The organism is Bacillus sp. z50 (assembly GCF_058313585.1).
In genome coordinates this window covers 564,807-577,210 of record NZ_JBZFQL010000001.1, presented here as the reverse complement: position 1 = coordinate 577,210, position 12,404 = coordinate 564,807, and the positions used below count along the sequence as shown (strand labels likewise).

At 37.4% G+C, this 12,404-nt stretch carries 14 protein-coding genes; all 14 read left to right on the top strand.

Annotated features, from left to right (window positions below; all coding sequences use genetic code 11):
- The first annotated feature begins 175 nt into the window (after positions 1-175).
- Complete coding sequence (locus AC4G3N_RS02670) at positions 176-802, top strand: YphA family membrane protein (RefSeq protein WP_066107492.1); 627 nt, start codon at positions 176-178, stop codon at positions 800-802.
- Between the two features lie 285 nt (positions 803-1,087).
- Entirely contained in the window at positions 1,088-2,398 is a 1,311-nt protein-coding gene (der, locus tag AC4G3N_RS02665) for a ribosome biogenesis GTPase Der (RefSeq protein WP_066107491.1), read from the top strand.
- Positions 2,399-2,419: 21 nt separating this feature from the next.
- Positions 2,420-3,454 (top strand): NAD(P)H-dependent glycerol-3-phosphate dehydrogenase, encoded by a 1,035-nt coding sequence (locus AC4G3N_RS02660; protein ID WP_066107488.1) that lies wholly within the window; start codon positions 2,420-2,422, stop codon positions 3,452-3,454.
- Positions 3,455-3,718: 264 nt separating this feature from the next.
- Positions 3,719-3,919: a DUF2768 domain-containing protein gene (locus tag AC4G3N_RS02655; protein ID WP_066107485.1), complete on the top strand. Its 201-nt coding sequence runs from the start codon at positions 3,719-3,721 to the stop codon at positions 3,917-3,919.
- Positions 3,912-4,655 (top strand): YphF family lipoprotein, encoded by a 744-nt coding sequence (locus tag AC4G3N_RS02650; RefSeq protein WP_491089680.1) that lies wholly within the window; start codon positions 3,912-3,914, stop codon positions 4,653-4,655. Before AC4G3N_RS02655 ends, AC4G3N_RS02650 begins: the two co-directional genes overlap by 8 nt.
- A 284-nt stretch (positions 4,656-4,939) precedes the next feature.
- The gene (gene spoIVA, locus AC4G3N_RS02645; RefSeq protein WP_066107482.1) at positions 4,940-6,418 is read left to right on the top strand and encodes a stage IV sporulation protein A; all 1,479 of its coding nucleotides are present in this window, start codon (positions 4,940-4,942) and stop codon (positions 6,416-6,418) included.
- Between the two features lie 394 nt (positions 6,419-6,812).
- A complete protein-coding gene (locus tag AC4G3N_RS02640; protein WP_049670554.1) occupies positions 6,813-7,085 on the top strand; it encodes an HU family DNA-binding protein in 273 nt (90 codons plus the stop codon).
- A 173-nt stretch (positions 7,086-7,258) separates the two neighbouring features.
- Positions 7,259-7,825 carry a GTP cyclohydrolase I FolE gene (gene folE / locus AC4G3N_RS02635; RefSeq protein ID WP_066107479.1) on the top strand — a complete coding sequence of 189 codons (567 nt, stop codon included), beginning with the start codon at positions 7,259-7,261 and terminating at the stop codon, positions 7,823-7,825.
- A gap of 32 nt (positions 7,826-7,857) precedes the next feature.
- Positions 7,858-8,085 carry a trp RNA-binding attenuation protein MtrB gene (gene mtrB / locus AC4G3N_RS02630; protein ID WP_066107475.1) on the top strand — a complete coding sequence of 76 codons (228 nt, stop codon included), beginning with the start codon at positions 7,858-7,860 and terminating at the stop codon, positions 8,083-8,085.
- Positions 8,086-8,212: 127 nt separating this feature from the next.
- The gene (locus tag AC4G3N_RS02625) at positions 8,213-8,971 is read left to right on the top strand and encodes a heptaprenyl diphosphate synthase component 1 (RefSeq protein ID WP_066107470.1); all 759 of its coding nucleotides are present in this window, start codon (positions 8,213-8,215) and stop codon (positions 8,969-8,971) included.
- Between the two features lie 45 nt (positions 8,972-9,016).
- Positions 9,017-9,730, top strand: a complete 714-nt coding sequence (locus AC4G3N_RS02620) for a demethylmenaquinone methyltransferase (protein ID WP_139891730.1) — start codon at positions 9,017-9,019, stop codon at positions 9,728-9,730.
- Positions 9,731-9,763: 33 nt separating this feature from the next.
- Positions 9,764-10,726, top strand: a complete 963-nt coding sequence (gene hepT, locus AC4G3N_RS02615) for a heptaprenyl diphosphate synthase component II (protein WP_491089679.1) — start codon at positions 9,764-9,766, stop codon at positions 10,724-10,726.
- 89 nt (positions 10,727-10,815) lie between these two features.
- The gene (gene ndk, locus AC4G3N_RS02610; protein ID WP_139891732.1) at positions 10,816-11,262 is read left to right on the top strand and encodes a nucleoside-diphosphate kinase; all 447 of its coding nucleotides are present in this window, start codon (positions 10,816-10,818) and stop codon (positions 11,260-11,262) included.
- Between the two features lie 192 nt (positions 11,263-11,454).
- Positions 11,455-12,258, top strand: a complete 804-nt coding sequence (locus AC4G3N_RS02605; RefSeq protein ID WP_066107456.1) for a CheR family methyltransferase — start codon at positions 11,455-11,457, stop codon at positions 12,256-12,258.
- Positions 12,259-12,404 lie beyond the last annotated feature (146 nt).

The window sequence follows — 12,404 nt, the reverse complement described above, 5'->3', positions numbered from 1 at the left end:
TCTGTTATGTAGAATATCTGTTTATGAAAGTGAGGGTGTCTTTGGGTATCTACTGAATTTATAGAAAAGAATCGAATGCCCTGCTTACCGAAGATGTGTTAAATAAATCAATTTCCTATTACATTTGAAATGTTTAAAAAAATTGAAAGTTGGCATACTGCTAAGGGAGGTTTTTATGCATGAAGGTTATTTATTTTTCAGTTTAATGTGGCTTGGGTGTTGGTATTTTATTTTTATATCAGATGAATCGGTTAAGATAAGACGGAGAGGAATGATCAGACTATTGGCAGGGATTTGCTTTGCCGGTCTGTCCATCCATATATTCAGTATACATTTAAATCTGTTTTTTATTGCGGCCCTGCTTTGGTCTTTTTATCAATGGAGACATTGGACGAATAAAGAATTAATTAGAATGACAGTCGCTATTTTTTTTATTACTATTGCCTTTATATGTATTAGAATTTATTCAGTTCTATATCCAGTATGGTTTATTGTAAACTGGATTTATATTGCGGCCGGTATGCTGGTTGTACTGAGTATAATCTTTTTAGAATCAACTAAAAGGGTCAGTATACTTAGTGTTGCCATTATACTTGGTGAAGCAGTTTATTCAGGGATTTTATATGTTTACGGGTTTCCAGTTAAAGCGATAGGTACATTTGAATCATTGGACCTTTTGTTACTGGCGATAACCATTACTATCCTTTTAAATAAAACCAATAATCTATGGACAAAAAGAATACCGAGGCGAAGGATTTATCATCAGCAGCATGTAGGGTTAAAAGGTAAGGGCGTTAGATAAAAACCTGTTGGATAAATTCCATTAAGAAAAGTAATTTAGTTTACTTTTTACCGAGAATATTGAAAGGAAAACTCCAAGGGAGTTTAAATTTCACGTCAAAAATAGTAAGGAAATATAGCAGAAGAGTTGTTACTTTGCGAAACGTTTGCTATCATAATATAGTTAGACCCTTCTTTATGATTAAGAAGGGTTCTTTTTTCATAAAATATAAATACATTAAACATGCTAACAATTCAGTGAAAATAAACAGGAATTTAGCTAGGATAGTTGAAAGGATGAACGACCATGCCAAAACCAGTTGTAGCCATAGTAGGCAGGCCGAATGTAGGGAAATCTACAATATTCAATCGGATTGTAGGAGAAAGAATATCAATTGTAGAAGACGTAGCCGGAGTAACCAGAGACAGGATTTATAGTTCTGGAGAATGGTTAAACCATGAATTCAATATTATTGATACAGGCGGTATTGATATAGGGGATGAACCGTTTTTAGAACAGATTCGTCAACAGGCAGAGATTGCTATTGATGAAGCGGATGTCATTATTTTTATGACGAGTGGCAGAGAGGGATTGACTTCTGCTGATGAAGAAGTGGCAAAAATTCTTTATCGTTCAAAGAAACCAGTAGTCGTTGCTGTAAATAAAGTGGATAACTTTGAGATGCGCGATCAGATCTATGATTTCTATGCATTGGGCTTTGGTGAACCAATAGGAATCTCTGGCTCTCACGGAATTGGAATTGGGGATTTGCTAGATGCTGTTGTACAAAGCTTCCCTGATCACCAAGCACCTGACTATGACGAAGATGTGATTAAGTTCAGCTTGATCGGTAGACCGAATGTTGGAAAATCCTCATTAGTTAATGCGATTTTGGGTGAAGAGCGCGTTATTGTAAGTAATATCGCAGGAACAACAAGAGATGCGGTCGATTCTCCATATAAATATAATGGCGATGATTATGTCATCATTGATACCGCTGGAATGAGGAAAAAAGGTAAGGTATACGAAAGTACTGAAAAGTACAGTGTTTTACGTGCATTACGAGCTATTGAACGTTCAGATGTTGTCCTAGTGGTCCTCGACGGGGAAGAAGGCATTATTGAACAGGATAAAAAGATTGCTGGGTATGCCCATCAGGCAGGACGAGCTATCGTTATTGTAGTGAACAAATGGGACGCAGTTGAAAAAGATGATAAAACGATGAAGAAGTTTGAAGAGAAAATTAGAGCTGAATTCCAGTTCCTTGACTATGCTCCAATTGTGTTCTTGTCTGCTAAAACGAAAGCACGTATCCATACTTTGCTTCCAATGATTAATTTGGCAAGTGAAAACCATGCACAGCGTATCCAAACGAATGTCCTGAATGATGTTATAATGGATGCAGTAGCAATGAATCCAACGCCAACCCATCACGGCAAAAGGTTGAAAATATATTATGCTACACAAGTGGCCGTTAAGCCGCCATCCTTTGTTGTCTTTGTAAATGATCCAGAATTAATGCACTTCTCCTATGAACGCTTCCTGGAGAATAAAATTAGAGATGCATTTGGATTTGAAGGAACGCCTATAAAAATATTTTCTCGACTACGTAAATAATTTTTTTGAGGAGTGGAGTCTATGCAACAATCAGTCACCATTTTGGGAGCAGGTTCGTGGGGAACTGCACTTGGAATTGTCCTTGCAGATAACGGACATGCGGTAAAAATCTGGGGGCATGAGTTAGAACATGTCAATGAGATAAATCGTGAACAGGCAAATATTCGTTATTTACCTGATGTCAAGCTCCCTTCCGCTATTAAGGCATACTATGATTTGGAAGAGGCATTGTCTGGCTCAGAGGTTATTGTTTTTGCTGTACCGACTAAAGCAATTCGTGAAGTGGCCCGCAAGGTTAAAGCGATTGTCCAGGATAAAGTGACAATCGTCCATGTAAGCAAAGGGATCGAGCCAGATAGCTTGCTGCGTATATCTGAAATGATAGAAGAAGAAATTTTGGATATAGCAAAAGATATCATTGTTCTCTCCGGCCCAAGCCATGCTGAAGAGGTAAGCAGAAGGATTCCTACAACCGTTACGGTTGCTTCTAAAAATATGGAAGCAGCAGTGCGTATTCAGGATTTATTTATGAACCAAAATTTCCGCGTGTATACGAACCAAGACTTAGTTGGTGTGGAAATTGGGGGTGCCTTGAAAAACATTATTGCCTTAGCAGCTGGGATTACGGATGGACTTGGATACGGAGATAATGCCAAAGCCGCTTTGATGACTCGCGGTCTTGCAGAAATCACTCGTCTGGGTGTGAAGATGGGAGCAAACCCGTTAACATTCCTTGGATTAACAGGTATCGGTGACCTTATTGTAACATGTACAAGCGTCCATTCAAGAAACTGGCGTGCCGGTAATATGCTTGGAAAAGGAAAGAATCTTGAAGAGGTTCTTGAAAGCATGGGAATGGTTGTTGAAGGCGTGAGAACAACGAAGGCAGCTTATCAGTTGTCGGAGAAATACCAAGTGAAGATGCCAATTACGACTGCCTTGTACGATGTCCTGTTTAATGACAAGGATATTAAGACAGAAGTAGATGATCTTATGACTAGAAGCAAGAAGCATGAAATGGAAGATTTGATGGATAGCATGATTAATAATCATTAATCAATGATTTTGTCAAAAAATAGGCATTTGTTACTTGCTAAGATGGTCATTTAAACATAGTATACTTTATAAAAGACTGAGCCAGCATAAACTTAGTCTAAGTCTATATATTTAGTCCAGGACGGAAGTTTGGGTATATAAAACCCGAGCTTCCGTTTTTGTTTTCTTTTAGGTATATTTTGGGTTATAATAGCAAAGGTTGAAAAAATATTATTCTTTTTAAAAATATGGTAAAAAGAATTGATGAAAAAGGGGTGCCGAATATTGAGCATAGCAATGCAAAAAATGTGGATTTCGATTGCTGGGATGGGCTTAATGGCAATCGCAGTGCTGGCTATATATCTAAGCAGATATAAATTAAAGGGTATATTAAAATATCTTTTAGCCACGATAGCCTATGTATCTATGTTTATAGCAGCCATTATTATGGTCATTATTATTGTGAGTGGTCCTACAAATGGATAAAGTGTTGAATAAGAAACTACATAAAATATCTGGAATGACATTCTTGCTGTGTACAATTCTTTTTCTATCCGGGTGTATGTATCCGCAGGAGAATTTACAGCAAAACCAGGTACCCTATGAAGATCAGGTCGAATCCGTTCAGAAAGCTGTTTTGGAATATAGAAAAGATAATGGCGGCAACCTGTTGCCGATTGTGACAAAGGATCAAGATACACCGTATTATATGAAATACATAATTGATTTTCAGAAATTGGTTCCAAAATATATGTCTGAAATTCCGGGAAATGCCTATGAAAATGGCGGGATTTTTGAATACACACTCGTTAATGAAGAAACAAATCCAACTGTTAGGCTGATTGATTTACGTTTAGCCGAGACAATACGGGATACCAAGCTGCAAGTTCAATCACAGGGCTATCCTGCGTTTGAAGAAAAAATTGGTACCAATGTCTATGCACTCAACTATAAAAATATGGGATTTGACAAGGAACCTACCGTGAAAAGTCCCTTCACAGGTAAATCGTTACACCTTGTTTTAGGCGAAGATGGCGAATTGTATATTGACTATACACCGGATTTATATGATTTACTTATTGATCGTTCGGCGGGATTTAAAAAGGGTGAAGATATAAGAGCAGAGTTAGTGAAAGACAGCCTCTTTGTTCCTGCCTATTCATTACCTTATACATGGGATCAAATAGCAAATAAACCTGTCTTTATGGCAATTGAGGAATAACCTTTCTTTTACAAAATATATTGTAAAAGAAAGGTTTTTTTTATTCCAGATTGTATTTTAAATTTTGACATCTCCTGAATAATTCGGTGCTTTATCATGATACTCCGAATAATTGGTTCATTTTTAATCAAAATAGCAGTCGGTTGTTTACATAAAAGGAGAGGAGAGAAAAAACTAGTCATAAGTTTAATGGGATATAGCATAAATATATAGTGTCCAAGTTTATAAGACTATCAATAATTACGTATATGTACTCATATATGGAGGAATCGGGAGGGGATCTCTTGGAAAGGGTCGATATATTTAAGGATATAGCCGAGAGAACCGGCGGCGATATATATTTAGGAGTAGTTGGAGCCGTTCGGACGGGTAAATCTACATTTATTAAGAAATTTATGGAGTTGGTTGTTCTTCCTGGGATGAAAAGTGAAGCTGAAAAAGCACGTACGATTGATGAATTACCACAAAGTGCAGCAGGAAGAACGATCATGACTACGGAACCTAAATTTGTGCCGAACCAGGCAGCGCAGGTTCAGGTAGACGAAGGGTTAGAGGTCAATATTCGTATGGTTGACTGTGTAGGATATACCGTTCCTGGTGCGAAAGGATATGAGGATGAGAATGGGCCAAGGATGATTCATACGCCTTGGTATGAAGAGCCAATTCCGTTTCATGAAGCAGCTGAAATTGGCACTCGTAAGGTCATACAGGACCATTCTACAATTGGCGTTGTAGTGACGACAGATGGGTCAATAGGAGAGATACCAAGGTTAGACTATGTAGATGCTGAGGAAAGGGTCGTAGAAGAGCTAAAAGAGGTTGGAAAGCCTTTTATCATGATTATTAATACAGTCAGCCCTTATCACCCGGATACAGAGATTCTGCGTGCTAAGCTTCAGGAAAAATATGATATCCCGGTGCTTGCCATAAGTGTTGAGAGCATGCGGGAAGGGGATGTGTTAAATGTCCTGCGGGAAGCATTGTTTGAGTTCCCTGTTCTGGAAGTGAATGTGAATCTACCTAGATGGGTTATGGTGCTTAATGAAAATCATTGGCTGAGGGTCAGCTATCAGGATGCTATAAGAGAAACGGTTCAGGATATTAAAAGGCTTAGAGATGTTGATAGACTCGTCCATCTTTTTGAAGAGTATGAGTTTGTTGGTCATGCTTCATTGGCTGGGATTGAAATGGGCCAGGGAGTAGCTGAAATAGATTTATCAGCACCTGATGAATTGTATGACCTGGTTCTAAAAGAGATTGTGGGTGTTGAGATACGAGGGAAGGATCATTTGCTTGAATTAATGCAGGATTTTGCTTACGCGAAAGCGGAGTATGACCAGGTCGCGGATGCCCTTAAAATGGTTAAACAAACGGGTTATGGTGTTGCTTCTCCTTCTCTGGCGGATATGAGTCTGGATGAACCGGAAATCATTAGACAGGGATCCAGGTTTGGAGTTAGGCTGAAAGCTGTGGCGCCATCCATTCATATGATAAAAGTAGATGTTGAATCAGAATTTGCCCCTATAATCGGAACAGAGAAACAAAGTGAAGAATTGGTTCGTTATTTAATGGCGGATTTTGAAGATAATCCTCTGAGCATCTGGAATTCAGATATATTTGGCCGCAGTTTGTCTACTGTAGTTCGTGAGGGAATCCAAGCTAAATTAAGTTTGATGCCGGAGAATGCACGATATAAATTAAAGGAAACGCTTGAAAGAATCATTAATGAAGGATCTGGCGGATTAATTGCCATTATTCTTTAACAGATACAGAGGGTTTTACGGACCGTAACGGATCCGTAATCCTCTGTATTTTTTTGCAAAAATCAAGTGTTTTTATAAATGCTTTAACTTTCAAAATACCTCAAATAAGAAGATATGGCAATAAAAATAGAAAAATAACCTACATTATTCGAATAAATGCCTGTAAATTCGCCAATTTACTTGATATGGTCTATGGATTATGATAATCTTTTATCAGAAATCAAATTCAAAGCAAAAACCCTTATATATCAATGTTTATCAATGGTTTTTTATGTTAAAAATGATTAATGACAAAATATTTCAAGTTTTTGTTTTGACTGATTGAAAATATTTCATTACAACTTAAAAAGTATTGAAGTAGAATGGAAGCATACTTTGGGAGGAGGTGAATGGCATGAACAAAACAGAATTAATCAACGCTGTTGCTGAAGCTAGCGAGCTTTCTAAAAAAGACGCAACTAAAGCAGTAGACGCAGTGTTCGAATCCATTTTAGAAGCTCTTAAAAATGGAGATAAAGTACAATTGATTGGTTTCGGTAACTTTGAAGTTCGTGAGCGTGCTGCTCGTAAAGGACGTAACCCGCAAACTGGTGAAGAAATCGAAATCAGTGCCAGCAAAGTACCTGCATTCAAACCAGGGAAAGCACTTAAAGACGCTGTTAAGTAATTTTTACATACGATTTTACTTGAATAAGCGCTATACGCGATTAGAGTCATTACCAATTTCTTTGGTAATGACTCTTTTTCTATTATGAAGTCCATAATCTATGGCTCTAAGAATAAAATGTGCTACTATGGAAATAGTTGAAATTAGGTATAGCAATGGGAGGAAGACATAAAATGAGTGAAATCAATCGCGGTAAAATAGAAGAAGCAGTGACAATGATTTTGGAGGCTCTTGGGGAAGATCCAACAAGGGAAGGGCTCCTGGACACACCTAAACGTGTAGCAAAAATGTATGAAGAGGTATTTTCCGGATTGAGACAGGATCCTAAAGAATATTTTGAAACGGTATTCGGTGAAGATCATGAAGAATTAGTCCTTGTTAAGGATATCCCTTTTTATTCTATGTGTGAGCACCATCTCGTGCCATTCTTTGGAGTGGCACATGTGGCCTACATACCAAAAGGCGGACGTGTTACAGGTTTGAGTAAATTAGCCAGAGCGGTCGAAGCAGTGAGCAGAAGGCCGCAATTACAGGAACGGATTACATCAACTGTTGCAGATTCTATTATGGACACACTGGCTCCTCATGGAGTGATGGTCGTAGTTGAAGCTGAGCATATGTGCATGACTATGAGAGGTGTTAAAAAACCAGGATCGAAGACAATTACTTCCGCAGTAAGAGGAACATTGGCGACAGACTCAATCTCCCGTCAGGAAGTATTAAGCTTAATTAATAAATAATCATGAGATAAAAGTTGAAAAGGAGTAAGAGAATGGAGAACCTTCAATCAAATGATTTTGTAGTTATAAAAGCATTGGAAGATGGAGTGAGTGTTATTGGATTAACCAGAGGTGAGGATACTAAATTCCATCATTCAGAAAAGCTTGATAAAGGTGAAGTGTTATTTGTTCAATTTACAGAACACACATCAGCTATGAAAATCAGAGGAAAAGCGGTTATGTACACGCCATACGGTGAAATAGAAAGTGAAAAGGAATAACCGATTATCTATTCTCTCCTTTTAAACCATTCGACAGCAATTTAAAAGGATAGTAAGATAAGTATGATGAATACGTAATGTACCGATTATGGTACGGAATCAGAAGTGGAAGCATGGGTGATTACCATTGGATAGCATCAATAATGAAGTCATACAATTTAATAGTGAGATAAAGAAACTTATCTATCATTCTTTAATATTAGATCATATTGATCGGCCAGTCATAAATGATGATATGATAGCGGTTATGGTTAAAATTCTGCGTGATGCTAATGTGGATCAAAAGTTTATGCCATATTACATAGTATCTGTCATGCTTATGCAAATTGCCCTGGATACCCATGAGGGAGTTTCAAACACAGAGGAATCCGAAAGTCCGGCAAAATTAAGGAAACGGCAGTTATCGATTTTGGCTGGAGATTATTATAGCAGTATGTATTATCATATATTGGCGAAAACAAAAGATATCGAGTTTATTAACCTAATGTCCAGGGGAGTTCAGGAAGTGAATGAGGCTAAGGTACACTTATATATGGATAAGGATGCTGATATAGATACATTAGTAAAGTATCTTAAACAGATTGAAACCATACTGGTCGAAAAAACAGCTGAGTATTTTAACGTAATTGAACAAAAGGATTTGTTTATAGACTTTTTATTATGGAATAGATTAATGGCAGAATTGGACGGTTATCAAAATAAGTGTAACTCTAAATTTATTCAAGCCTTACAATCAATACATAGTGTAAATGATGAAACTGCTGATAAAATATCAGATTTACTTAAAAGGGAAATTACAAAGGTAAGTGATAGATTAAGATCAGCTATGTTGCAATACAATTTTAAGGATGAAATGGTTTTACGGATTGAGACAAGTATAAGGTAATCTTGAAAACATATAAAAAGACGATGTGGGGAAAGGGAATTCATAATGAAACAACAAACAAAAGAGGAACGTGTACACGGTGTCTTTGAAAAGATTTCTGATAATTATGATTCTATGAATTCAGTAATCAGTTTCCAGTTACATAAGCGTTGGCGTGCCGATACGATGAAAAAAATGGATGTTAAACAGGGAGATCAGGCACTGGATGTATGCTGCGGTACAGCTGACTGGACGATAGCGCTGGCGAGACAGATTGGCGATTCTGGTAAGGTAACGGGTTTGGACTTCAGTAAAAATATGCTCAAGATTGGCGAACAAAAGGTTAAAAAGGAGCAGTTAAATAATGTGGAACTGCTTCATGGGAATGCAATGGAGCTTCCCTTTGAAGATAATACATTTGACTTTGTCACAATTGGATTTGGTCTTCGGAATGTCCCTGACTACTTAACGGTATTGAAAGAAATGAACCGTGTTCTGAAACCGGGTGGCATGGCTGTTTGTTTAGATACTTCTCAACCGACGTTACCGGTTTACAGACAGCTATATTATTTTTATTTTAAGCATATTATGCCTCTCTTGGGTAAATTATTGGCTAAGAGTTACAAGGAGTATTCCTGGCTGCAGGAATCTGCATCTGATTTTCCAAGTGCACCGGCATTGAAAAGACTCTTTGAAGAAGCCGGTTTTGTGAAGGTTAAATATAAACCTTATTCCGGTGGTGCAGCTGCGTCTCATTTTGGATTCAAACAATCAAAATAAAGGGCGCATATTAGTTTAACGGGAAGTGGAACTATGAAATTACCAAAATTGTATTCAATTTTCAGACAGGATATCCAATTAATCGAAAAAGAGCTGCGTTCATCGATACAAACTGAATGCAGACCACTTCAGGAAGCATCTATGCACACTCTGAAAGCTGGAGGCAAACGCATACGCCCTGTTTTTGTACTGCTCACCGCAAAATTTGGAGAGTATGATATTAATCAAATTAAGCATGCTGCAGTTGCTCTGGAACTTATTCACTCAGCATCATTAGTACATGATGATATCATTGACGAAGCCAAACTGCGTAGGGGATCACTGACGGTTCGTTCCAAATGGGATAATAAAATGGCTACTTATACAGGAGATTACATATTTGCCAGGGCTCAGGAGCTTATGACTCATATTAAAGATCCATTGGCACATCAGGTAGTAGCTAAAACCATCATGGAAGTCAGCATTGGCGAAATAGAACAAATACGTGATAAATACAATTTTGATCAAAATCTACGTAACTATTTAAAGCGTATTAAACGAAAAACGGCTGTCTTAATTGCGGCCAGCTGCCAATTAGGTGCGATCAGTGCAGGGGTATCGGAGGATATACACAAAAAATTATTCTTGTATGGATACTATGTGGGCATGTCCTTTCAAATAATGGATGACATACTTGATTTCACGGCCTCTGAAAAAGATCTGGGGAAACCTGCGGGTAGTGATTTGTGGCAGGGGAATATTACCTTACCTGTTTTGTATGCCTTACAGCAACCGCAATTGGCCAAGCTTATCCGAACTGTTCACGAAGATATGAGGTTAGAAGAGTTGCAGCCTATACTCGAATCTATCAAGCAATCAGGAGCAATCGAGAAATCCATCGACTTAAGCAATGCTTACCTGGATAAAGCATTTGATATTCTAGAATTATTGCCAGAGTCGAAGGATACGGATTATTTATATGAAATAGCAAGATTTATCGGAAAAAGGAAATACTAAAATGCTATTTCCTTTTTTGTTTGCTTTATACATGTAAATAATGGTATTATTCTTTCTGAAAGCCCATACATACGAACAGAGGTGTAATTATGGAAAAAACATTTTTAATGGTTAAACCAGATGGTGTACAAAGAAATTTAATCGGGGAAATTGTATCACGTTTAGAAAGAAAGGGCTTTCAGCTTGTTGGAGCGAAATTGATGATGATTCCAACAGAGGCGGCTGAAAAGCATTACGAGGAACATAAAGAGCGTCCTTTCTTTGGTGAATTGGTTGACTTTATTACATCAGGACCAGTTTTTGCAATGGCATGGCAAGGGGAAAATGTGATTGCGACTGCTCGTCAAATGATGGGATCTACCAATCCAAAAGATGCTGCTCCTGGTACAATTCGCGGAGATTATGGTGTAACGGTAGGCAAAAACATTATCCATGGCTCTGATTCACCTGCAAGTGCCGAGAGAGAACTTGGAATCTTCTTTAAAGAAGAAGAGCTTGCTGAATATACAAAATTAGCGAATGAGTGGATTTATTAAGTAGATAGATAAAGATTAAGGGCTGTCAACAAGGTTGACGGCTTTTTTAATTGCATATCTTACCGGTTTATGGGGGTTTATAGAATAGATCATGTGATCGTTATGGGCATACGTAATAAGTGTGGTTATATCATTGAATCTGCTAATTTTGTATACTTATAGTAAAAGAATTTATTGGAGTCGTAGGGGTATATGATAAAAATTAATGATGACTATCAGGGGTTTGTTAAAGGGATTAACTATTTAACAGGAATCAATTTATCTTTATATAAGGAAGCGCAAATGAAAAGAAGAATTACCTCCTTATATGAAAAACAAGGTTTTAATGGGTTTCAGGATTATTACAATCATCTTCGTAAAGACCAATATTTATTAAATGAGCTTCTGGACCGTATGACGATTAATGTTTCGAACTTCTTTCGGAATTATAGAAGGTGGGAGGTTTTGGAGAAGGAGATTCTGCCAGAATTATTGTCTGAAAAAAAGACTTTGAAAATTTGGAGCGCCGCTTGTTCAACTGGTGATGAACCCTATTCACTTGCCATGGTGCTAACCCGCTTAAATGCCCTGAATCGTGTCTCTATCCTGGCAACCGATATAGATCAGAATGCCTTAGAAATTTGCAGGAGAGGCATTTATTCAGAAAAATCTTTGGGGGAAGTACCAGTAGAGTTAAAGAATAAGCATTTCGAATTCGTGGATGGATTTTATCATATTAATCAACAAATAAAAAATGCGGTCACGTTCAAGAAACATAATTTACTGGCTGATTCGTATGGCCAATCATACGATTTAATCATATGCCGTAATGTTTTGATTTATTTTACGGATGAAGCAAAGGGTTTATTATATAAGAAATTTTCCCAATCACTTCGTCCTGGCGGAGTTTTGTTTGTGGGCAGTACTGAACAGATCTTCAACCCAACTGTATATGATTTTATCAGTACAAATACGTTTTTTTATAAAAAGAGAAATCATCATAGGGTACATAGCTAATAGACATACTGAAATGAAAGATAATCAGGAGACGTCGGCAGAGAGTGAATGGTAGTACCTTGTTAATCTGATGTACAATATAAGCAAGAAAATTACCATAAGAATAACAGTATATGATATATTATTACATAAATGCTTTAAAGTGA

Coding starts and splice junctions, on each gene's coding strand:
- AC4G3N_RS02660 (WP_066107488.1), top strand. CDS start 2,420: ATGCAACAATCAGTCACCATTTTGGGAGCAGGTTCGTGGGGAACTGCA.
- AC4G3N_RS02650 (WP_491089680.1), top strand. CDS start 3,912: ATGGATAAAGTGTTGAATAAGAAACTACATAAAATATCTGGAATGACA.
- AC4G3N_RS02640 (WP_049670554.1), top strand. CDS start 6,813: ATGAACAAAACAGAATTAATCAACGCTGTTGCTGAAGCTAGCGAGCTT.
- folE (WP_066107479.1), top strand. CDS start 7,259: ATGAGTGAAATCAATCGCGGTAAAATAGAAGAAGCAGTGACAATGATT.
- AC4G3N_RS02670 (WP_066107492.1), top strand. CDS start 176: ATGCATGAAGGTTATTTATTTTTCAGTTTAATGTGGCTTGGGTGTTGG.
- hepT (WP_491089679.1), top strand. CDS start 9,764: ATGAAATTACCAAAATTGTATTCAATTTTCAGACAGGATATCCAATTA.
- AC4G3N_RS02620 (WP_139891730.1), top strand. CDS start 9,017: ATGAAACAACAAACAAAAGAGGAACGTGTACACGGTGTCTTTGAAAAG.
- AC4G3N_RS02605 (WP_066107456.1), top strand. CDS start 11,455: ATGATAAAAATTAATGATGACTATCAGGGGTTTGTTAAAGGGATTAAC.
- der (WP_066107491.1), top strand. CDS start 1,088: ATGCCAAAACCAGTTGTAGCCATAGTAGGCAGGCCGAATGTAGGGAAA.
- ndk (WP_139891732.1), top strand. CDS start 10,816: ATGGAAAAAACATTTTTAATGGTTAAACCAGATGGTGTACAAAGAAAT.
- mtrB (WP_066107475.1), top strand. CDS start 7,858: ATGGAGAACCTTCAATCAAATGATTTTGTAGTTATAAAAGCATTGGAA.